The organism is Mucilaginibacter galii, from assembly GCF_014635825.1.
GTDB classification, from domain to species: Bacteria; Bacteroidota; Bacteroidia; order Sphingobacteriales; family Sphingobacteriaceae; genus Mucilaginibacter; species Mucilaginibacter galii.
On record NZ_BMDO01000011.1, the window covers coordinates 58,393 to 81,192 of the forward strand.

A 22,800-nucleotide genomic window follows, 5' to 3' on the forward strand; every position below is an offset into this window, starting at 1 on the left:
ATGATTTTCATACCGGCTTTTTTGTTACTTAATCAAATCATTTATAACTGATATCAATGGACAAGAAAAGAATCCTGATAGTAGGATTAGAACACTCGGAAGTTAAAGCAATTAAACAAGATTTAGGCTTTGAGTACTTAATAGTACATTATGAAGTACTTCCAAAAGTAAAATTAGAAGAAGGCATATTATTTGTTGAAAGCGCTACTTCTCCTGGAAAATTTCTTTCGGTTGATAAGGTTATATTTCATGGTATCTATGAAAATGATTTTGATTTCATCACACTTTTAGCACTTTGGAACGGCCCCTGCTTGCCCGGAGCGTTAGGCATGATGGACTTACGCCAGCGTATACCTGGATTAGTAAGATCTTTAAGGGTATCTAAATTTTCGGGTATTAAGCGTGGAATGGTTATAGGCTGCCAAGAATATACTGCATCAACCGAAGTTGTAGCAAAGTGGGGTATTTGGCATTGCGGCGAAGATAAAAGTAAATTCAACGGCGACTGGACGAGTACTGAGACCTCAGTAATCGAAGAGTTTATAATGGGCGAAGCAGTAAGAATTATGTTGGTAGGCGATCAGTACTGGCAAATTAAGCTAACGGGAGAAAGCTGGTTAAAATCTATCCACAATGAGGGCTCATGGGAGATGGAGGTAGACGAAGAGCTTTTACTAGACAGTCAAAATATAGCTAAGCATTTTGGCTTACAAACTGTGGGTGTTGATTACATGGTGGGTATAAATGGTAAAAGATACTTGCTTGAAGTTAACCACATTCCTAATGTCACCGTATTTCCGTTTGTAAATAAAGCATTTATTGAGTTTTCAAAAAACTGGGTACTGGGACAATAATAAAATCTGTGGAAATGTGGCTTGCTAACCAAACATCACTGTCAAAAAAGCTAACTACCCAATAAAGACTGTGAAGCCAAATTTGGCAACGTGCTTGGCGGGCCATAAGTTTTTTTGAATATTCAGGAAGCCGGTATTGAAAGATACCGGCTTTTTTATTACCATAACCTGTCATGCTGAACTCGTTTCAGCATCCCACAGATATGTTAGAGGCTTGAATCGGAGACGCAGCAACCGGTTACTTAGCGCTTGGGATGCCGAAACAAGTTCGGCATGACAGACTGTTTACTAATTTTCTTGTTGTCGTTATCTCTGTAATACTACTTATACACGCTATATCAATCAACCCCTCCACACCATCACAACATGAACTCAAGACAAATTTGAACCTTACAGGCTCTTTACATGAGCCGTACAAGCAACTAAATTGAGCCGTAGACGCAACCAATATGTTTTCTGAATATTGATCTTTGTTTCATGAAAAACATTACAAAAATCCAATTGGGTAAAAACGGACCGCTCGTGTCTAAACTTGGTTTAGGCTGCATGCGTATGTCTTCTATCTGGGGCGGTCCTACCCCTCCCGAAACAGAAAGCATTGCTACCATTCATGAAGCTTTAGATCATGGTATTAACTTTATAAACACGGGCGACTTTTACGGTGCCGGCCATAATGAAATGCTGATTGGTAAAGCCATTAAAGGCAGGCGCGATGATGCTTTTATCAGCGTAAAATTCGGTGCCATATTTCACAACGGCCAGTGGCTGGGTATGGATCTTCGCCCCATGGCTATCAAGAATTTTATTAATTACTCATTAACCCGTTTAGGTGTTGAGACCATTGACCTGTACCAGCCCAGCCGCATGGATAACAGCGTACCGTTGGAAGACATTATAGGAACGGTTGCCGACCTGGTTAAAGAAGGTAAAGTACGCAACATTGGCGTATCGGAAATTACGGCTGACCAGCTTCGTAAAGCCAACGACATTAACCCAATAAGCGCGCTTGAAATAGGTTATTCGCTGGCCGAGCGCGGGATAGAAAACGACCTGTTGCCGGTAGCCAAAGAATTAGGCATTGGCATAGTGGCTTTCGCCAATACGGCCGAAGGTTTATTAACCGGTGAAATGAAAGCACCGCTTGAGCAAAATGATTACCGTAACCATTTCTCTCGTTTTCAAGGTGAAAATTTAATTCATAACTTAGAAAAAGTTGAGGTCTTGAAGCAATTAGCCGCCGGTAAAGGCTGTACGCCAACACAAGTTGCCATTGCCTGGGTAAAAGAGCAAGGCGATCTTATTATGCCTTTGGTAAGTATGAGCCGCAGGGCTCGCCTGCCTGAAAATATTGCAGCGATGGATATAGTTTTTACACCCGAAGAAATGAATACCTTAAACACTACTTTTGCAATAGGCGCTATACATGGCGGTACTTACTTACAACGCTAAATGACCAGTCCTGAAGAAATTCTCCCGGGTGTTATCTTTTATTCTTACCTCTCTGCCGAGCGGAAAGAGAAAGCCTGTTTATGGAACCACCATACCTTAATACTACAGGTTTCAGGTAAGTTGGTCTTAGAAACAGCTGAGCAAACTATTTCGATGAACGGAGGAGAAGTGTTGCTCATTGGCAAAAACCAGTTGGGTACGCTTGCTAAAACACCGCTTCCCGGTGGCAATTATGAAACCATCGTCATATCCCTGCAAGAGGATCTGCTGCGCAAGATCGTGTTAGAAGAAAAGCTTGGAGCAGATGGAAAGTATACCGGTTCACCAAATATTTTAATTCCGACTAACGAATTTCTTCAGGGTTACTTTCAATCAATTGTGCCCTATGCCCGTAGCTCGGGGGCGGCTATGACAGACGAAATGGGCATCCTGAAAGTTAAAGAAGGGATTAAACTACTATTGCTTGCCCTACCCGTGCTTCGCAACTTTTTATTCGACTTTTCAGAACCTTATAAGATCGATTTAGAGAAGTTTATGCTTAGCAACTTTCATTTCAATGTTCCTGTTGAAAAGTTTGCACAGCTTACCGGCCGTAGCCTGGCAGCCTTTAAACGGGACTTCCTGAAAACATTCGGTGCCCCGCCCCGCCATTGGTTGCAAGACAAACGACTGAACGCAGCAAAGCACCTCATGGAAACCAAAAACTTAAAACCCTCGGCCATCTACCTTAATTTGGGCTTCGAAAGCCTTTCACATTTCTCCTACTCTTTCAAGAAAAAGTTTGGCAGAGCGCCTACTGAGCTGATTCCTATCCACACAGCATCATTAGGGTAACGATAAGATAAGTTAGATTTTGAATCGTATTTACTTCCCGTTCAACCTTTCAATAAGCAGTGACGAAAAGCTTTTTACACCAACTTTAATACATTCTTCATCAACGTTAAAATTAGGTGCATGATTCATGGCCACTATTCCCTTTTTAGCATTAGAGCCACCCAGAAAAAAGTACACACCCGGTACCTTTTGCTGGAAATAAGCAAAATCATCATTAAAATAGGGCACCTGTCCATAGTCACGTGCAACGGAATAATCACCATAGTTTTTCTTCAGTATTGCAATCGCCTTTTCGGTTAGCTTTTCATCATTAACTACTGTCGGGTTTTCCTGTATAAATGAAACGGCAAGCAATTTTTCTGCATACCTTGATTCCTTAATTATTTGTTCAATCTCCGGGATTATCTTCCCAAGACGCGATTGATCTGTTTCATATAAATAGGTATCTAAATACCGTTCGTTGTTTTTCGCATAAACTTTAAAGTGCTCATCCATAATCAGGTAATCTTTAAAGATTGTATTGGGATTCATCAATCCGGTGGATGAGTCACTTATATGTTGTATCTCCCACGGCTTAGCATGATTTTGTACACGTGACAACGAACTGTGTATCTCGTCGCCAAGCGCTTTAGCTTCTTCTTCAGTTACCTCATTTTTTAGCCTAATTCTGATTCGCCGTTGGTAAGCAAACATTTCGTTGGGTTTAACCATAATTTGCCCAACCGGCAAGGCAGTTACATGTAAGCTATAAATTTCTGACGGATTGATCCTGGAGAATAAACCATTGTCGATCATTTTTTTCGCTCCCTTAAAGGTTTCCTCTTCCGGTTGAAATATAAAGTATACCGTTCCCTTTAGCAATTGCCGCCGTTTAGCAAGCACTTCGGCTATCCCAAGCCCGATAGCTAAATGTACATCATGACCGCATCCATGCTGCACACCTTTTATTTTAGACTTAAAAATTACCGAGTCTGGAAAGTCACCGGGTAAAGCATCCATGTCAGCTCGCCAAGCAATCTTTCTTCCGCCTTTCTTCCCTCCCTTTAAAATACCGACAATGCTATGTGCATAGATGCTTGTATCAACCTCAATTCCTAACCTGATTAAATATTGCTTTATGATCTGCTGCGTGCGTTTTTCGTTTCCTGCCAACTCAGGGTTAGCATGAAGATCCCGGCGAATACTTACCAGCTTGTCATAAATTCTGTCAGTTTCTGAACTGACCAAATTATGGGCTAAATCTCCTTTGGGTGTTGTTCGGGCTAAGTTCTTAAAGGCTTGATTATCGCTCTGCGCGAAAACGGAGAAATTAAAAATAAACAGAAGTATTGACAGGGTAATTTTCATAAGTTGACTTTGGCTCTTATGACAACATAGAAATTGATAACGTTACACTATTTCACGAATAGTATCCTTTGCCAAATAGCGAAGCCAAACCGGTGCAACATTTTTTGCATTATTTTGATCCATTCGCGTCAAATTCAAATCGCCTTTTCACCAAAAATAATGCACGGAGTCTACCTCAGTTTCCACAGATATGGCACCCTAAAACCATGAGGAAAAAATGAAGTTCTCTGAAGTTTTAACACAAAAAAAGCTGCATTTTTAAGATGCAGCTTTTATATGTATCATGATTGATAGTTCTAATTCTCTTCTCCCGCAGGCGCGGCAGAAATGGTTGGCTCATCTTCAATAACCACACCCATTGCACAGAACTTATCTATACGCTCGGTAACCAATTGGTCAATGTTGCGGTCTTTCAGGTTTTTTATGTCTTTAATGAGCTGCTTTTTTAACGTAAAACCCATAGTAACAGGGTCTTGGTGTGCACCGCCCAGTGGTTCTTTAATAATACCGTCAATCAGCTTGTTCTTGAACATTTCGCTCGAGGTTAGCTTTAACACTTCGGCGGCACGCTCTTTATAATCCCAGCTGCGCCATAAAATAGATGAGCACGATTCTGGGGAAATTACTGAGTACCAGGTATGTTCGAGCATGTAAACCTTATCACCAATGCCAATACCAATGGCACCACCCGAAGCGCCTTCGCCAATAATTACGCAAATAACCGGCACTTTAAGCACCGACATTTCCATAATATTCTTAGCAATAGCCTCGCCTTGTCCACGTTCTTCAGCTTCTAAGCCCGGGAAAGCGCCGGGAGTATCTATCAGGGTAATTACTGGTTTGTTAAACTTTTCGGCCATTTTCATGAGGCGCAGAGCCTTGCGATAGCCCTCGGGGTTGGCCATACCAAAGTTGCGGTATTGCCTGTCTTTGGTGTTACGCCCTTTTTGATGACCTATGAACATGGCAGTTTGTCCGCCAATAGAACCCCAGCCTCCTATAATAGCTTTATCATCGCCAAAGTTGCGGTCGCCGTGCAGTTCAATAAAGTCATCACACATCATCTCAATATACTGTAAAGTATACGGGCGATCGGGGTGACGCGATATTTGCACCTTTTGCCAGCCGCTCAGGTTGGTATATACTTGCTTTTTAGTTTCCTCAAACTTGTCTTGCAACTCGTTCACCGTGGCAGACATATCTACCTTGGTTTTCTCCTCCACCTGTTTTATCTTGTCAATTTGCTGCTGCAAATCGGCCAATGGCTTTTCAAAATCAAACGTAATCTTCATATTCCTCTTTAACGGGGGGCTAAGTTAACTAAATTGAACGTCAAATATGTAATTATGGTTTTTTCAGCTTCCAAAACTGCGTAGTTTGTAGCGGAGTAAGCGCATTGTAGGTACTGTAGCAAGCCTGCAACACGGTAGTACGGTATTCGCCCTCGTATAAACCATACCGGTTTCCGTAAAAGGTAATGCTGCCTTCGTCTACTTTCCCGGTTTGAAACAGCTCATCCAGCTTCTTCTCGTTACGCAGCACAGATTGCCCTATCTCCGTTTTCTTTAACTGCAGGTACTGGCTTATGGCGGTAACTTTCTTCACCTGTGCATCGGTAAGCTTCAATTCTTTCTTTAAACGCAGTACATCATCGGGCATGGGGTATTTATTGAGCGTGGCAGGCAAAGCCATTTGCTCTAATCCGGGACCTTTTTGGTAGTCAGTATACTGTTTAAGCGTTAGCGTTTTAATGGAAGAGGGTGTGGCGCCGCTATCTGTTTGGGCTTCAACCGCCAGGCTAATTGCACATAGGCATAGTGAACAAATAAACGATCTTAACATAAACTAAAGCAATTAACAAACTTGTAGTGAAGTGCGCAATTTAGCCCTTTATGTTCTATTTTGCTAACCTTAAAGGCTTAAACCACTGCCTAAAAGTGCTCAAGTAACATTTACATTACCAATTAATCCTTGGCCTGGTATTCCCCTCTAATCTTACATAAAACAACAAGATCATGAAAAAGATATTTTTAAGCATAGCACTATTGGTTGTCGTTATTAGTTCATTAAGCAGTTGCGTAGCCACACAAGATCGCCGTGGCGGACGATACCACCGCGGTTACGACAGACATCACGGTCCATACGATAGTAACTATCGCAATTATGGCAGGTACAAACACTAATAACAAACAACAAACCCGGGTTTTGACTGATCCCGGGTTTGTTGTTTATAGCATTGACTGTCATTATTTACCATCCGTTGCTATGGGCAGGCCCCTGCGCGACCACTCGCTCCACGAGCCCACATACAAGCGTGCTCCGCTCAAACCCGCTTGCTCAAGCGCCAATAAGGTATGACAAGCTGTAACACCCGAGCCACAATGAACAATTACTTGTTCGGGTTTAATATCTCCTAAAATACTTATATAGTTACTTTGCAATTGATCGGCTGTTAAGTACCGATTACCTTCTCCTAAATTACCATTGTAGGGAACATTTAAAGCACCCGGAATATGGCCGGCCACTAAATCTAAGGGCTCTGTTTGACCAAGGTAACGAGGGGCTTCGCGCACGTCGATTACAATTTTATCGGGATTGTGTGCAGCTTCGGCAACTTCATCAATGGTAGCAGTACCTTTAAACGATGCAGGCACCGGATATTCGGTTGGCTGGGTTTTATCCGGAATAACGGTACTTATTGCAAAACCGGCATCAACAGCAGTTTGCAAGCCGCCATTTAAAACTTGTACTTTTTCATGACCAACAGCTTTCAACATCCACCAAAAACGGGCTGCCGGGTTAGCTGCGGCTTTATCATCGTATACAATCACGTGGCTTTGCGGCGTTACACCCAGGCTGCCCAACAATATTGCAAAGTCTTTGGTACCGGGTAAGGGGTGTCGGCCGCCCAATGCCGGGTTATCGGTATGTGCAGCCAAATTTTCTAAGTCCAGGTAAAGTGCGCCTTCCAAGTGGCCTTGCTCATAACGCTCACGGCTATTTCCAAACCCACGGGCATCAATCAAAATACAGGTACCGGCAGCTAATTGCTGTAATTCGGAAGCTTCAATTAAGGGTTGCATAGTATAAGGTGTATATTTCAAATATAGAAAAGCTGTGCTTAACTAATGAGAATATTCTCTCCAAATTTTGACGATACGGTAGTAGGTTCCGCATTATTGATGCTGATCACCAGCGATTGATCGAAAGTAATTTGCTCTATCAATCTGATCTGCGTACCAATACTAATTTCTAATTTATGCAGGTATTGCAAAAAAGAGCTGCTGGTATCGCGCACGGCAGCTACACGGTAAGTGTTACCCACTTTACCATCGGCCAGGGAAGCCGAAAAAGATTTAGCCATTTTACCATTAGCTTTAGGTATAGGGTCGCCATGTGGGTCGTACTCGGGGTATTCCAAAAAACTTTCGAGCCTGTCGGCAAGGTCATGGTGCTTAATGTGCTCCAGTTCCTCGGCAATATCGTGGATCTCGTCCCAACGGTAACCTAACTTTTCTAACAAAAAAACTTCCCATAAACGGTGCTTTCGCACAATTTGTATAGCGTCTTTTTGCCCTTGCGGAGTCAGTTTTACCCCTTTCTTCTTATCATACTCAATGAGCTGCTTATCGCTTAACTTACGAATCATATCTACCACCGATGCCGGATTGTTCCCTAACGATTCGGCAATGGCACTGGTGGAAATCTTCTTCACATCGGGCATTTGCGATAACCTGAAAATTGACTTCAGGTAATTCTCTTCAGAAAAGGTATTCATACTCATGATTAGCGTACTCAAACTTATAAAAATAAATATGGTAAATTATAAAATTAGGTAAACCTAATTTTATAATTTTGGTTATTTTAACAAAAAAATTAGTCATGACAAAATACATGTACTTTATTCTTTGCTTATTTTCAGTTACTGGCTCTTTTGCACAACGAGGGACAATTAAAGGGAAAGTAACTACTGATGTGGGCGACGCATTGAGCTTTACAACCATTAGTATAGTAAATAAAGGCGTAGCTACCCGTACCGGCAACAACGGTACTTATCTGCTTCAAAATTTGGCTCCAGGGAGTTATACCATCATTTTTTCGGCTGTTGGCTATCAAAAGCAGCAATTGATTGCCGAGGTAAAAAGCGGCGGCGTAATAGTGTTGAATGTAAGTATGACTAAAACCGAATCGCGATTGAGCGAAGTTATTGTGACCGGGGTAAGCCGTGCTACCGAAGTACGCAGAAACCCGGTGCCGGTAGCAGTAATGACCAAGAAAGATATGGACCGTAACGTGAATAATAACATTATAGACGCCATTATAAAAGGGGTGCCCGGCGTAAGTGCAGTAACCACAGGGCCCAATGTATCTAAACCGTTCATTCGTGGATTGGGCTACAACCGTGTGCTTACCTTGTATGATGGCATACGCCAGGAAGGCCAGCAATGGGGCGATGAGCATGGAATTGAGATAGATCAATATGGTATTGCCCGTGCCGAAGTGGTTAAAGGCCCGGCCAGTTTATCATATGGGTCGGATGCTTTAGCGGGCGTAATTAACATGATCCCCTACCTGCCGGCCTTTGATAACAATAGTCTGAAAGGCGATTATACGGTAGATTATCATACCAACAATAGGCTTATTGGCTCCTCCTTAGGGTTGGCTTACAAGCTCAACGACTGGCGTTTCACGGCACGGAGCACGGGTAAAATTGCGCAAAACTACACCAATAGCATTGATGGCAGGGTGTATGGTACGGCCTACAATGAGCTCAACCTATCGGCCATGGCACGGGTAGACAAAAGCTGGGGATACAGTCAACTGGCTGCTACCCTGTTTAACAATAAACAAGAGATACCCGATGGTAGCCGCGACTCGCTAACCCGCCGCTTTACCCGGCAGGTATTTGATGCAGGTGATGATATAAAGGCCAGGCCAATTGTACCTGATAACGAATTAGGCACCTATCGCCTTAACCCACTTTACCAGCACATACAGCACTATCGCTTATACTCAAGCAACCAGTTTAAAATTGGTGAAGGCAGTATAAATTTATTAGTTGGTGCGCAGCAAAGCGTACGCAGGGAATATAATCATCCTACGCAACCGCAGCAGGCCGGTTTACACGTAGTGCTCAATACGCTTAATTACGATGTAAAATATAACCTGCCCGAATTGGCTGGCATTGAAACCTCGGTAGGCGTAAACGGCATGTACCAAACTAACCGAAGTAAAAACGCTACCGACTTCCCTATCCCCGATTACGATTTGTTCGATATCGGCGCTTTTTTGTTTGCCAAGAAAACGTTGGGTAAATTAGATATCAGTGGTGGTATTCGGTTGGATAACCGCAGCATTAAATGGAACAACTTTTTTGTAGCCAATAACCCACAAAACGGCTTTCAACAGCATGTAACCGGGGCCGATACCATAGGCACCTACCTGCAATTCCCTGCGTTTAACAAGCGTTATCAAGGCTTTTCGGGCAATTTAGGGCTTACTTATAATGTGAGCGAACGCCTACTGCTCAAAGCCAATATTGCACGTGGCTACCGGGCACCTAACATAACCGAGATAGGCTCGAACGGGTTAGATCCAGGGGCACATATTGTGTACCTGGGCAACCGCAAATTTAAGCCGGAGTTTAACGTACAGCAGGATTTAGGCCTCATTTCATACCTCAAAGATGCCGATATAAGCGCTGATCTTTTCAATAACAACATCTATAATTACATCTACCAGGCAAGGTTAAACGACGCTAAGGGGCAACCCGTGGTCATTGTCCCGGGCAACAGCACGTATCAATACCAGCAATCAAAAGCGCGGTTATATGGCGCCGAATTATCGGTAAACCTTCACCCCGAAAAATTGAAGTGGTTTTGCTGGAATAACAGTTTGGCTTACGTAAAAGGATTGAATAAAAACCAGGAATTGATTGATCGTGTGGGTGACGATGCTAAGTATTTACCCTTTGTTCCGCCGTTGCACGGGCGTTCAGAATTCCGCATAAATTTTCAAAAAACTTCCAAAAAACTCCAAAAACCTTATCTAAAATTAGAAGCGGATATTTATGCTGCACAAAACGAATTTTATGCGCTCGATAATACCGAAACTGCCACGCCCGGCTACACCTTGTGGAACATCGGATGTGGATCAGGATTTAGACACACAAACGGTAAAACCTTGTTCGATGTATTTTTGCAAGTAGACAACGTGCTCGATAAAGCCTATCAATCTAACCTTAACCGGTTGAAGTATTTTGAGTATTACCAGGCATCGCCCAATGGCAAAAGCGGCATTTATAACATTGGCCGCAACATCAGCATCAAGATGATTGTACCGTTGTAGTTAGCTCACTGTTGACTTGGAAAAGATATTAATAACCAGTACACCGGCTATAATTAAGCCCATACCCATTAAGGCCGGCATATCCAGCTTTTGTTTGTACAGGAAATACCCGGTGATAGAAATGAGCACGATACCAACGCCCGACCAAATAGCGTAAGCAATGCCCACCGGGATGCTTTTCAACGTAAGGCTCATAAAGTAAAACGCCGATGCATACCCGATCACCACAATGACCGACGGCCACAGCTTAGTAAACTGATCAGATGCCCGCAGTGCACTGGTGGCAGCAACTTCGGAGAGTATGGCAATAAGCAGGAACAGGTATTTCATGGCGTTAATACAAAGGGATAGCAGGATTGTGTGAAACGTTTACTTCATCAACTCGGCATTAAAGCCTACAATGAGTTTAAAAAGATCGTTATATTCGTTCAGTGGCAGGGTTTTGCTTACATCGAACACATCATGATAAGCCTTGATGCCGCCCATAGTATAAATGAAGAACGCGGGCACTCCCTTTTCGGTAAACCAGTAATGATCGCTATTGGCCGCCTTGCCGCGTGAGTATACTTTGGTTAAATAGTTGCCTTTTGCATTTACCTGTTTAAGCAGTTCAAATTGCTTTGGATAAACCGAGGCATTCACTACGGTAATGCCTTCGCCACCGGTACCTGCCAGATCTGTATTGATCAAAAACTTGATGCTGCTGAGCGGGATCAACGGATTTTCGGTAAAGTGTTTAGAGCCCAGTATGCCTGCCTCCTCCCCGGCAAAGCACATAAACGCCATAGTGTAAGATTCTGGATGGGCTGCGTAATATTTAGCCAGGCTCAACAGCATGGCCATCCCGCTGGCATTATCATTAGCGCCGGGAAAATAGGTTGCGCTGCCCATGCCTCCCAAATGGTCGTAATGGGCGGTGAACATCATCACCGAATCGGGCTTAACGGTACCTTTCACAATGCCGCAAATATTGGCTGCCTTAAAGTTATTGATAAGCTTGTTTTCAATATTTGTGCTTATACAGGCCGGCATAGCGTTCAATGCCTTTTTATCTACCTGTATCAAAGTATAATCGCCTACTTCCTGTGCTACCGACCAGGTTAGCTTATTTTGCAGGCTTACCATAACGCGGTTCTGCGCATCAATAAAAGTCACACTGTCTTTTTGCTCTAATGTACCTTTAGCCGCAACACCCCTGCTTTCGGGGCTTACAATAAAGTCGATCCCTGGTCTTAGCGCAGCTCCATTGATAGTAACTTCCATTTTTCCGGGAAAAGTGTTCACATTAAATGTAAACGGCTGAAAGTAATCTTTACCGTCCATGGGCTGGAGTCCGTAACGCTTAAATTCCTGCGCTATAAAACGCGCAGCTTTACCCATACCATCATTGGTGTAGCCCCTGCCCCAAAAGTATTTAGAGGTTAGCGTGTCTACTATGCGGCGTGCAAAAAGTGAATCTTGCGCCAGTGTGGCGTTACCGAAGAATAACAGAAGTATAAGCAGTTTGAGCTTCATGCACTAAGTTTAGTAATTGCTAAAATGCATTATTTATACCGTTTCTCATCATTTGCCGGCTTTTTTACTATCTCTTCAAATCCGTAAACCTTCACCTGTTAATGCTGCTTTGCCTACCAACTTTATATAATTAATTTGGCCGGGTAGGTAATAATTATTTTATATTGCCAATCACTCTACGTTATGAAGAATGTTTTGATCGCCTTGATGGTTAGCTGTATTCTTTCCTGCAAAACAGCTCCTCCAAAAAATAAAACTACGGTAGCTCCGGATACCGTAGTAAAGTCTGCCGTCCCCAAAAAGGCACATTCGCCAACTGAACAGCGTGCGCAAATGGAATTTGTGAACTACAATGATGATGGAGACTACTTTTTATTGTTTGCCCGTAAAGCAGATAGCACTTATTCCTTTATTTACAATGATGAAGACAGAAGCCTTAACCGGGGCGACCTTATTGAAGTGAAGTGGAAAAAAGGAATTATTGAAATAGCCGGGGATGGAGATGCACCCGCTGATGCAGATATCACCACCACGGTAACAAAGGTTAGTGATGGTGCGGTTTCCAAATTCAGAAATTCGTACGGAAAGCAGATCAAATATATACGGCCCGAAAGTGAGAGCTACTCAACTTCTTATTTAGATAAAATCTACAAAGTAGTGGAATACTATTTAGCTAACACAAAGGTGCCGCTGCTGCAACAAATTATTGATAAGAAAGAGGCTTTGAGCTACTCGGTTGAGCAGCAAACAAAAAATAGCCGGGAGTACACCATGATCGGAATCTCCACAACAAATGAACATAACGTTAATACTGTTCAGTGGCTATATTTCGACGGTGAGCATGAAATACTTTACGAATACGACTTGCCAAAAGATGAGCTCGTTTTGTTCCGTTAAAACATCTCCATTTAATTTTCAGCAAGTTGTCCTGTTCAATAGAATTAACCTTATGCCATTGAAACAGTTACTCGTTTTTCTATCATTAATAGTTATAGCCAGTTGTAAAAACAACAGCGGCAACCTATTTATTGAGCCGATAGACGAAAGCTTAAATGGCCGGTTAATTACGGGCCAAGGGCTTAATCCGAATTATTACAGCAAAAAAGATTTGTTTCAGTATTATGAGGTAGCTAATGATGGTGCATTACCCGCCGACTCGCTTTTTTTGAAATTAAACACTTTCATTAGCAAGAAATACAAACGCACAGCAATTGGCCAAGCAAGTACCCTCACAGTATTCTTTTATAAAAAAAAGCTGGTTTAACAACTATGATAAGCACATTTATGAAGCTGCCATGTATAGCGAAAATGGGAACATGGAAGATTACCATGACGACCTGATTGCACGAATATGGTTGGTTAAATTGAATAAAATGACTGATCAATATCTCCGTTATTGCTGGTTTTACAAGCAGGGCGCCGAATCAGTTGAACGGAAAGACACTGTTGATATGAAAACTATTTTTGTGCACTAATTAAACACTTGCTCTTTCAGCCTCGCGAAAGTTTCGCATTAAAAATTTCTTGCTTAAGCCTTTTTATAAATAAACTCTTTTTGGTAAGCTAAAGGAGTTTTGCCGGTTAGCTTTTTAAAGTATTTATGAAAGCTTGCAAAGTTATTAAACCCGCTTTCGTAACATATTTGCTGAATAGACAACTTATCCTCTATCAATAGCTTACAGGCTATTCCTACTTTATACTCTAACAAAAATCCCGAATAGGTCTTACCGGTATGGGTTTTAAAATACCGGCAAAATGAATTGGGGCTAATGTTGGCCACCATAGCAATCTCTTTCAGCGCTATTTTGTTCCGGTAGTTGCTAAATGAATACTCATAAATAGCATTTACCCTATCGTTCTCCGATTGCTCTAAGTTGGGCACAAATCCAACCGACGACAGGTATTCCACTTCATTGCTCTCAGCTATTGCCTCAAGGGTTTCCAGCAATAAAATCAATCGCCTTACACTATCGGCATTTAACATTTTCTGAATGAGCCCGGCAACCTTAATGCGGGTTTCACCTGTAATTTGGACACCGCGCTTAGCGCGGTCTAAAAGGTTTTTGATCAACTTGGTTTCGGGCAGTTGCAAAAACGAATTACCCCAAAAGGTATCACTAAAATGCACCACACTAACATCGGCCACACCACTTTCCTTATCGCTCTCGGGCAATTTGTTAAAACGCCAGTAATGCGGCAAATTCGAGCCAATGAGTATGACATCGCCATCGTTAAAATTTTGAATACTATCTCCCACAAATTGGGTTCCCGCTCCTTTTTCTAAATAGATCAGCTCAACCTCGGCATGGTAATGCCATTTGTTATTAAAAAAAGGCACAACATCGCGCCTCACGCTGAAAGAATGCGCAGAGCCGGTAGCAACCTTGAGTAATTGTGGTTTCATGTCTTGATAGATGGATGCCGAATTGCCTCTTTAGCCAGGCAAGAACTAAATCAAATTAACAACTTTTATTGCCTAACTAAATTAATTATGCCAATAAAGTTTAATAAGTTGTAAATATTCAACAACCAGCTAACAGCCATATACCGTTATTTGTCATATCCAATTCTAAGACTTAAAGCACCTGTAATTATTCAATTAGTAAAGCTAATTACACGTCAGTATTACCATTTAACGCGTTATGGAAAATTCAAATTCAACCGGTCCGGTTAAATACCTTCAAATACATCCCGCAGATAATGTTCTTGTGGCCTTAACCGATCTTTCGCAAGGCACCATGATCGATTTTAACGGCAACCACCTTACGTTGACCGGCAATGTAGCTGCCAAACATAAATTTGCCCTGCAAGATTTAGCTCCCGGTGACGATATTACGATGTATGGCGTCTTAGTGGGTAAAGCCAGTGCCCTGATAGAGAAAGGCGGGGCTGTTACTGTGGATAATATCAAACATGCGTCAGAAGATTTTAGGTTAGGAAACCGTAAAACGGAGTGGCACCAGCCCGATGTTAATGCGTATGCCCATAAAACATTTATGGGCTTTCACAGAGCCGATGGGTCGGTGGGCACTTCCAATTACTGGTTGGTAATACCTTTGGTTTTTTGCGAAAACAGGAATATCAATGTTTTAAAAGAAGCGTTATCGGCCAAACTGGGTTTTGCCAAACCGCGTGGTTATGAAAACGAGGTAGACAGTTTAGTACAAATGTATCAAACCGGTAAATCGGTTGAAGAGATACTGAATGCCGACCTGCAAACCACGCCCCAGCAGCAGCCCCATAAAAAACTTTTCCCAAATATAGATGGCATCAAATTTTTAACACATGAACTTGGCTGTGGCGGCACACGTACCGATTCGGACGCCTTGTGCGGCCTGCTGGCCGGCTACATAACCCACCCCAATGTGGCGGGCGCTACCGTATTAAGCCTGGGCTGCCAGCATGCACAGGCCAGCATACTACAGGCCGAAATTGCTAAACGCGACCCTCACTTTAATAAGCCTCTGGTAATGCTGGAACAGCAGCAAATGGGTACCGAAAGCAAATTACTGCACGAAGCCTTAAAGCAAACCTTTGCCGGACTTATGCAGGCTAACAAAGAACAACGACAACCCGCCCCCTTATCTAAATTATGTATAGGATTGGAGTGTGGTGGCTCCGATGGCTTTTCCGGTATATCGGCTAACCCGGCGTTGGGTTACCTGTCTGACATGCTGGTTGCTTTGGGCGGCAGCGTAATCTTAGCCGAATTTCCGGAGCTATGCGGCGTTGAACAGGAAATGAGCGACCGCTGTGTGGATGAACCTACTGCCCTGCAGTTTATGAACCTGATGCGCACGTACAACGCACGAGCCGAGGCCGATGGTTCAGGGTTTTATGCCAACCCTTCGCCCGGTAATATTAAGGATGGCTTAATTACCGATGCCATTAAATCTGCCGGAGCAGCTAAAAAAGGTGGCACCTCTCCGGTGGTAGATGTACTGGATTATCCAGAAAAGGTAACCAGGCCCGGCCTCAACTTACTTTGCACCCCCGGCAGTGATGTAGAAAGTACTACCGCCGAAGTTGCTTCAGGAGCTAATGTGGTATTATTTACCACGGGCTTAGGTACACCAACCGGCAACCCGGTTGCACCCGTTGTAAAAATAGCCACCAATACCAAACTATTCAACCGCATGCCCGATATTATTGATATTAACTGCGGTACCATTATTGAAGGACAGGAAACTATACCGCAAGCCGCCGAGCGCATTTTAAACTATGTAATTGACGTAGCCAGCGGTTATATACAGCCTAAAGCAGTACAATTAGGACAAGATGATTTCATCCCCTGGAAAAGAGGGGTTTCACTTTAAAATATTCAACACATTACTCATATGTTTAAATTGACAGGTAAACATGCTGTTATTACCGGCGGTGGTAGCGGCATAGGTAAAGCTATTGCCACACTATTTGCCCAGCAAGGTGCAGTGGTTCATATTATTGAGCTTAACGCCGATGCGGCGCAGCAAGCCGCACAACAAATTACAGCTGCCGGAAACCAGGCCTTTGCTTATAGCGCCGATGTAACCAACCAACAGCAAATTATTGACACCTTCCAATCCATTGGCAAAATTGACATCTTGGTTAACAACGCCGGTATAGCCCACGTAGGCAATGTAGAAAAAACAGCTGAAGCCGATTTTGAACGTGTTTATAGCGTTAACGTAAAAGGTGCCTACAATTGTTTATTTGCAGCCATTCCAGTAATGAAAGCTAACGGCGGCGGTGTAATTGTAAGCATGGCGTCTATTGCTTCTTCAGTGGGTATTGCCGATAGGTTTGCCTACTCTATGAGTAAAGGTGCCATACACGCCATGAGCATGTCTATTGCCCGCGATTATTTGCACGATAATATTCGCAGCAACAGCATATCGCCTGCACGTGTGCACACGCCTTTTGTTGACGGTTTTATCTCTAAGAACTATGCCGGCCAGGAAGCCGAAATGTTTCAGAAACTATCGCAAAGCCAACCCATAGGCCGCATGGCCAAACCCGAAGAAGTGGCCGGGTTGGCGCTGTACCTATGTTCAGAAGAAGCAGGTTTTATTACCGGTTGCGATTACCCTATTGACGGCGGCTTTATAAAATTAAACAACTAACCTACTATGAAACTGATAAGATACGGTAAGGCCGGCCAAGAAAAAATAGGCGTAATCTATGACGGAAAACGGCTGGACACCTCAGCTTTTACAGCTAACTACGATGAAACATTTTTTGAAACCGACGGCTTAGTAAAGCTTAAGGAATATGTAAAAGCAAACCATACCCGTTTGGCTCAAATTAGCGACGATGAAAGGTTAGGCAGCCCAATTGCACGCCCGTCAAAAATTGTTTGTATTGGACTTAATTATGCCGATCATGCTAAGGAAACCAATGCACCACTACCCTCCGAGCCGGTTATTTTCATGAAAAGCACTACTTCACTAACCGGCCCAAATGATGGTATTACCATCCCTAAAAATTCTACCAAAACCGATTGGGAAGTAGAACTGGCCGTGGTAATTTGCCAAAAAGCATCTTACGTAACCGAAGCAAAGGCGGAGCATTGCATAGGCGGTTATTTACTGCATAATGATGTATCGGAGCGCGAGTTTCAGTTAGAAAGAAATGGCACCTGGGATAAAGGCAAGGGTTGCGATACTTTTGCACCTTTAGGCCCCTACCTGGTTACACCAGATGAAATTGCTGATGTAAACAACATGCGTTTGTGGTTAAAAGTAAACGGCAAAACTATGCAGGATGGCACCACCGCTAACCTCATATTTAAAATTCCATACCTTATTTCATACGTGAGCCAGTTTATGACCCTGCTACCAGGCGATGTAATTTCTACAGGCACACCTGCCGGCGTTGGCTTAGGCTTTAACCCGGCTATATACCTCAAACCCGGCGATGTTGTTGAGTTAGGTATTGATGGTTTGGGCGAACAAAAACAGACGGTGACCGCTTACTCGAAATAGTAAATAGAACGCGTATAACAGCGGCAAAAGAATAAGCCTGAGTAATGCCCTTAAAGTAAAACAGCACCCTTTTAATTAAAAGGGTGCTGTTTTACTTTATATGGATCGAGGAATATTACGTCGACTCTTGACGGAGATCGATCCTATCGCGCATCACTTGCCCGATGTGGGACTTAGATTATCAACACACGTTTACCGTAAGTGCAATATTACTTAACCTCGGTAAGGCTTAAGATTACGCTGGTTCTTTGGCTATTTAAATCGGGGTTAACGCCTACGGTCATCAAAAAATCGCCCGAAAGCGTGAGATTATTTTTGATAGTAGATTGCGTGCCGGGATAAAGGTTGATCTCTTTAACGAGGTAACGCTTTTGCGGATCCAACCCCTTAAGCTTAACCGGCATCTTGCTGCTTTCGCCATAACGGTTATTCACCAGGTAATTAAACATGATGACTGTGGACTTAGCTGCATCGGCATACATGATACAGGCCATATTTTGCTCATAAGGGCTTCTTAACCGGTATTGGTCTCCCTGCCATATCACTCCTTTTAAATCATTGTACGCTTTTACGGCATTTTGGCAAAACTGCAGATCATTAGTATTAAGCTTGCTTACCACAATGTCGAATCCGAGTTTGCCCATCATGGCTACATCCGTGCGGAATTTAATAGGCTGCTTGCCCCAGTCGGTCACATGGTTAGAGGTGGCTATAGCCGGATAGAAGTATGAATAATTCCATTGGATGAAAATGCGTTCCATAGGGTCGGTATTATCGCTCGGCCAAAACTCGGTAAAGTATTGCAGGGCGCCATAATCTACACGTCCGCCTCCGCCCGAACAAAGCATCATGGGTACGGTTGGATATTTGGCCCTAATGCGTTGAAGCACCTTGTATAAACCGCGCACATACTCTACATAAAACTGCGATTGGGCATCTTTAAGGTGAACTGCATAAGCATTATAGGTTACCGCATTGCAATCCCATTTAATATAAGCCAGCGATGGTGCTTTGATGAACAACGAATCAACCACCTGGTAAACAAAATCCTGCACTTTGAGATTGCTAAGATCAAGCGCTAACTGGTTTCTGAAATAATACTCCTCCCGCTTAGGCTGCTTTACCACCCAATCCGGATGTTTTTGATACAGATCGCTCCGCGGATTTACCATTTCGGGTTCTATCCATATACCAAACTTTACGCCGTTGTTAACAGCCTCTTTGGCAATGGATGCTATGCCGTTAGGCAGCTTTTTACGGTTCTCCCGCCAATCGCCCAAACCGGCATGATCGTCGTTACGGGGATGGTTGTTACCAAACCATCCGTCATCCAGCAAAAACAGGTCAACGCCTAACTTTTTGGTGTCTTTCAACAGCTCGCCCAACTTTTGTTCGTTAAAATCAAAATAGGTCGATTCCCAATTATTCAGCAGCGTTAACCGCTCGCCTTTACCGTTAAGTAATTTAAAATTACGGGCCCAGTTGTGTAAATGGCGACTGGCATCGCCGGTGCCTTTATCTGATAACGTATACACAAAAGGCGGCGTGGTAAAGTCGGTTTCGGCATTTAATACATAAGCCGATGCGTAATTATTTATACCGGCAATAATGCGCAGGTTATCCTGATTATCTACCTCCATATCCACCTTAAAATTACCACTCCACTCCAGGCCACCGTATAATACGCTGCCTTCATCTTCCTTGGCCGGTCCGTTTAAGGAAACCATAAACACCGACGGCATGAACAGGTTGGCGCGCGTTCCCAATTTAGAATCTAAGGTTTTAATGCCGTGCGTAAGTTTCGACTCCTCGGGCTGCATTTCTTTTGCCCAATCGCCATGAAACTGCTTTAACCAGTATTCGTTAGCCTTAACATGCAGGTTGGCCGAGGCATACTTTTGCAGCGTAACCTTCCCTTTTTCGTGATGCTTAATTACGCTCCATTGCTCTATTACATCATCCTGATGGTAATATTTATAATATAAAGTAACCTCAAAATTATAAACCGGGTCTTTTAACAACACCGATAACAGCGAAACACCGCTGCCCGCACTTTTTACCTCGTGACTAACGTACTGCAGGTCTAAAGACTGGTTACCATCGGCGTGGGTTACGGTTATAGCCGGCTCAAACAGGTTTCGCGAACCCGATGGCGTGTAAGCCGAGTTAAGCAAACCGGCATGATCTTCGGCCTGCTTGTACGCCTCAGGCACGCTTTCATACTCTTTAGCGTTCGATAGCTTATGTCCAAAATAAATGCACCGCAAACGCTTATCATTACCGGCCTGTAGTACTACCGCCTGGTTGGCAGTTTCAATGGGAATTGTTACAACCTGGGCAAACGTTTCGCTAACACAGGCGAGCAGCCCGAACAGGAAAATGCTTTTGATGATGAAACGGTGATTATAAATGGTCATTGCTATGCGTTAATTATTGAGCCAGTGTGAACCGGTAAAGCGCCGCATCGGCGGCTGGGGTATTAATATTTAGTTGATTGCTTAGGGCTACCTTTTTGCCCTGTATTACTTCGGTACAAGCTTTGATCTTAGTCGCGTTAAGCCCCAGATCCTTAAAATCTATTGCCATTTGCTGCGCTTCCTTCCCGTAATTGAACACAGCGAGGTAGAACTCATTTCCATCCCTGCGCCAAAAGGCAGATGATGCACCTGTACCCACGGCTGCATCAACCGGTTGAAAAGCTTTGCCACTTGTTAACACGCGCAACAGGCCGGGATTTTGGTAAAACTCTTTAGCACGGCTTTTCCAGATGCCTTTGCTTGAAAAATCATCGCCGGTAATAAAGGTACCCGTTATTAAGGCCGAAAGCAACCTGGCACGGTTGGCACCAATGGGCTCGTTACCAAATACCACATGATCGGCATCTATATAATTATAAACATAGGTTTGCCACCAGCCATAGCTAAGGCTGTTAAGCGTATATTTAGTATGCTCAATGGTCTTAAACGCATCGCAGGCCACACGGCGGCTGTGTACATACCTACCTGTAGCCACACTGGGCGATATGGCCGCATAAATAAGCATTTGATTACCCAGCCTGTTCACCAGGTACTCCATACCTTTACTGTAAGCCTGCATACCTGTGGTAACCGTTGGGTCGTAAAAACTGGCGGCCTCAATAGCGGCATGACCTAAGAAATCTATTTTGATCATTTTAAAGCCGCAGGCTTTTAAATGATCTATAAAATAATCTATTCGCCTTTGGGTGCCGGGATGGGTTGAATCGAGCGCACGCGCACCATCAATATCATGGTAACCACGGCCTGTTTTGGTCCACAAATCGGCATAGGTGTAATCGCTGCCTTCTACTTTGCGGCTACCACCCTGCTTATGTCCCCAATCGGTAAATGGGGCCCAGTAGGCTCCGGGCTCCAAGCCTTTTGCTTTGCAGTAATCAGCAAACTCCTTCAATTTACTATAATCTTCGCCCTTTTTGAAAAAGTCCCAATAAGCATCCAGATCAATATAGGCCGTATTGCCCGAACGGAACGTCTTTAAACTATCGGCAAAGAAATCGGCTACTTTAATGGCTTTATCATAGGTGAGTTTATCCTGCAATACGCCCCAGCTGTTCCAGCCTATTGGGGTAGCTTTAGTCCAGTTAAATACAAAAGGAGGTTCGGCAATGCGGTTGCTGCGTCCGTAGGCTTCCAAGCCCGTACGCCAGTCTACAAAATAACCCACCATTATTTTAGGCGATCTCAATACGGCACCTTTAACCATGCCATGTGCCACGGTATCGCGGGTAACCTCCTTACTGGCGTAGCCTGCCCATACTTTGAGCTGATGCACATTTTGCAGGTTGGCTATGCTTACGCCGGTTTTCCAAACGGTGTGTTCAACCGAACCTGAAACAATGCCTGTACGGCTGGCATTGTACACTACGCCTACTTCCGCGCTGGTGTTAGTAACGCCACTGGTTAAGTCTTTAGCATCGTAGCTTATAAAGGTATCGTTATCAAAAGGGATGAAAACGCTACGTTCAGTATTGCCTAATGACGCAAACTCCGCTATAAGCGGTGCCATGTAATTGGAGGCAAGCGCTTTGCCGCTTACCACCAACTGTGTGAAAAAATAATTGCGATTAGGATAGGTATAAAATATTTGTTGCATTGACGGTACAGAGCCGCCTGTTAGCGTAATTATGTGTTTGGTGCCATTCCCAAAGCTATCGTGCAGCGAAACACTACTGTACTTGCGCGTTTTATAGTTAACGGATGAAAGGCTATCACCATTGGCTGTAGCCTGGGCATAGGCGTTATTTATAAATGCATTTACTCCGTAAGTTACCGAGTAAATACCCTTGCTTAAATTGTATTTAATGATTCCCGTTTTACCATAGCGCATTTGTATAATGTTACTTTGAGCACGGGCACTTTCTGAAGATACCGCCTTACTGTAACTGGTCAAGCCCAAACAAAGCAAGCAACACAAAAGCATGAACAGGGAGATAAGTTTGTACATTTCAATGC

20 protein-coding genes are annotated in these 22,800 nt (G+C 43.5%); 10 read left to right on the plus strand and 10 right to left on the minus strand.

Annotated elements, in window-relative coordinates:
* Positions 1 to 56: 56 nt before the first annotated feature.
* The 3 genes from IEV61_RS17405 to IEV61_RS17415 all read left to right on the plus strand — a co-directional run bounded on the left by IEV61_RS17405 (position 57) and on the right by IEV61_RS17415 (position 3,137).
* Positions 57 to 854, plus strand: a complete 798-nt coding sequence (locus tag IEV61_RS17405) for an ATP-grasp domain-containing protein (protein ID WP_188418331.1) — start codon at positions 57 to 59, stop codon at positions 852 to 854.
* A 477-nt stretch (positions 855 to 1,331) separates the two neighbouring features.
* A complete protein-coding gene (locus IEV61_RS17410) occupies positions 1,332 to 2,303 on the plus strand; it encodes an aldo/keto reductase (RefSeq protein WP_188418332.1) in 972 nt (323 codons plus the stop codon).
* Positions 2,304 to 3,137 carry a helix-turn-helix domain-containing protein gene (locus IEV61_RS17415; protein WP_188418333.1) on the plus strand — a complete coding sequence of 278 codons (834 nt, stop codon included), beginning with the start codon at positions 2,304 to 2,306 and terminating at the stop codon, positions 3,135 to 3,137.
* Between the two features lie 30 nt (positions 3,138 to 3,167).
* On the opposite strand, the gene IEV61_RS17420 is transcribed toward IEV61_RS17415, so the two are convergent.
* The 3 genes from IEV61_RS17420 to IEV61_RS17430 all read right to left on the minus strand — a co-directional run bounded on the left by IEV61_RS17420 (position 3,168) and on the right by IEV61_RS17430 (position 6,326).
* Positions 3,168 to 4,484 (minus strand): M20 metallopeptidase family protein, encoded by a 1,317-nt coding sequence (locus IEV61_RS17420; RefSeq protein ID WP_188418334.1) that lies wholly within the window; start codon positions 4,482 to 4,484, stop codon positions 3,168 to 3,170.
* A 296-nt stretch (positions 4,485 to 4,780) separates the two neighbouring features.
* Positions 4,781 to 5,776 carry an acetyl-CoA carboxylase carboxyltransferase subunit alpha gene (locus IEV61_RS17425; RefSeq protein WP_188418335.1) on the minus strand — a complete coding sequence of 332 codons (996 nt, stop codon included), beginning with the start codon at positions 5,774 to 5,776 and terminating at the stop codon, positions 4,781 to 4,783.
* Positions 5,777 to 5,828: 52 nt separating this feature from the next.
* On the minus strand, positions 5,829 to 6,326 hold the full coding sequence (locus IEV61_RS17430) for a hypothetical protein (protein ID WP_188418336.1): 498 nt from the start codon (positions 6,324 to 6,326) through the stop codon (positions 5,829 to 5,831).
* A gap of 173 nt (positions 6,327 to 6,499) precedes the next feature.
* Here IEV61_RS17430 and IEV61_RS17435 point away from each other — a divergent pair, with 173 nt between their 5' ends.
* A complete protein-coding gene (locus IEV61_RS17435; RefSeq protein WP_188418337.1) occupies positions 6,500 to 6,667 on the plus strand; it encodes a hypothetical protein in 168 nt (55 codons plus the stop codon).
* A gap of 63 nt (positions 6,668 to 6,730) precedes the next feature.
* Here the strand turns inward: IEV61_RS17435 and IEV61_RS17440 are convergent, their stop codons facing one another.
* Both IEV61_RS17440 and IEV61_RS17445 read right to left on the minus strand, forming a co-directional pair.
* Positions 6,731 to 7,567: a sulfurtransferase gene (locus IEV61_RS17440; protein ID WP_188418338.1), complete on the minus strand. Its 837-nt coding sequence runs from the start codon at positions 7,565 to 7,567 to the stop codon at positions 6,731 to 6,733.
* A 38-nt stretch (positions 7,568 to 7,605) separates the two neighbouring features.
* On the minus strand, positions 7,606 to 8,268 hold the full coding sequence (locus IEV61_RS17445) for a metal-dependent transcriptional regulator (RefSeq protein ID WP_229747192.1): 663 nt from the start codon (positions 8,266 to 8,268) through the stop codon (positions 7,606 to 7,608).
* 98 nt (positions 8,269 to 8,366) lie between these two features.
* Here IEV61_RS17445 and IEV61_RS17450 point away from each other — a divergent pair, with 98 nt between their 5' ends.
* On the plus strand, positions 8,367 to 10,832 hold the full coding sequence (locus IEV61_RS17450; RefSeq protein ID WP_188418339.1) for a TonB-dependent receptor: 2,466 nt from the start codon (positions 8,367 to 8,369) through the stop codon (positions 10,830 to 10,832).
* On the opposite strand, the gene IEV61_RS17455 is transcribed toward IEV61_RS17450, so the two are convergent.
* A complete protein-coding gene (locus tag IEV61_RS17455; protein WP_188418340.1) occupies positions 10,833 to 11,162 on the minus strand; it encodes a DMT family transporter in 330 nt (109 codons plus the stop codon).
* A 39-nt stretch (positions 11,163 to 11,201) separates the two neighbouring features.
* Positions 11,202 to 12,347, minus strand: coding sequence for a M28 family metallopeptidase (locus IEV61_RS17460; RefSeq protein ID WP_188418341.1), 1,146 nt, complete (start codon positions 12,345 to 12,347; stop codon positions 11,202 to 11,204).
* A 183-nt stretch (positions 12,348 to 12,530) separates the two neighbouring features.
* Here IEV61_RS17460 and IEV61_RS17465 point away from each other — a divergent pair, with 183 nt between their 5' ends.
* Both IEV61_RS17465 and IEV61_RS17470 read left to right on the plus strand, forming a co-directional pair.
* Positions 12,531 to 13,244, plus strand: coding sequence for a hypothetical protein (locus IEV61_RS17465; protein ID WP_188418342.1), 714 nt, complete (start codon positions 12,531 to 12,533; stop codon positions 13,242 to 13,244).
* Positions 13,245 to 13,296: 52 nt separating this feature from the next.
* Positions 13,297 to 13,611 (plus strand): hypothetical protein, encoded by a 315-nt coding sequence (locus IEV61_RS17470; RefSeq protein WP_188418343.1) that lies wholly within the window; start codon positions 13,297 to 13,299, stop codon positions 13,609 to 13,611.
* A gap of 264 nt (positions 13,612 to 13,875) precedes the next feature.
* Here IEV61_RS17470 and IEV61_RS17475 read toward each other — a convergent pair whose 3' ends face one another.
* Entirely contained in the window at positions 13,876 to 14,751 is an 876-nt protein-coding gene (locus IEV61_RS17475) for an AraC family transcriptional regulator (protein WP_188418344.1), read from the minus strand.
* A 238-nt stretch (positions 14,752 to 14,989) separates the two neighbouring features.
* On the opposite strand from IEV61_RS17475, the gene IEV61_RS17480 reads away from it, so the two are divergent.
* The 3 genes from IEV61_RS17480 to IEV61_RS17490 are packed head-to-tail and all read left to right on the plus strand — an operon-like array spanning position 14,990 to position 18,310.
* Positions 14,990 to 16,663 carry a UxaA family hydrolase gene (locus IEV61_RS17480; RefSeq protein WP_188418345.1) on the plus strand — a complete coding sequence of 558 codons (1,674 nt, stop codon included), beginning with the start codon at positions 14,990 to 14,992 and terminating at the stop codon, positions 16,661 to 16,663.
* 21 nt (positions 16,664 to 16,684) lie between these two features.
* On the plus strand, positions 16,685 to 17,449 hold the full coding sequence (locus IEV61_RS17485; RefSeq protein WP_188418346.1) for an SDR family NAD(P)-dependent oxidoreductase: 765 nt from the start codon (positions 16,685 to 16,687) through the stop codon (positions 17,447 to 17,449).
* A gap of 6 nt (positions 17,450 to 17,455) precedes the next feature.
* Positions 17,456 to 18,310, plus strand: a complete 855-nt coding sequence (locus IEV61_RS17490) for a fumarylacetoacetate hydrolase family protein (protein ID WP_188418347.1) — start codon at positions 17,456 to 17,458, stop codon at positions 18,308 to 18,310.
* Positions 18,311 to 18,519: 209 nt separating this feature from the next.
* Here the strand turns inward: IEV61_RS17490 and IEV61_RS17495 are convergent, their stop codons facing one another.
* Together IEV61_RS17495 and IEV61_RS17500 are read right to left on the minus strand one after the other, a co-directional pair.
* Positions 18,520 to 20,727: an alpha-galactosidase gene (locus IEV61_RS17495; protein ID WP_188418348.1), complete on the minus strand. Its 2,208-nt coding sequence runs from the start codon at positions 20,725 to 20,727 to the stop codon at positions 18,520 to 18,522.
* Positions 20,728 to 20,740: 13 nt separating this feature from the next.
* Positions 20,741 to 22,792, minus strand: coding sequence for an alpha-galactosidase (locus IEV61_RS17500; RefSeq protein ID WP_229747193.1), 2,052 nt, complete (start codon positions 22,790 to 22,792; stop codon positions 20,741 to 20,743).
* Between the last annotated feature and the right edge of the window lie 8 nt (positions 22,793 to 22,800).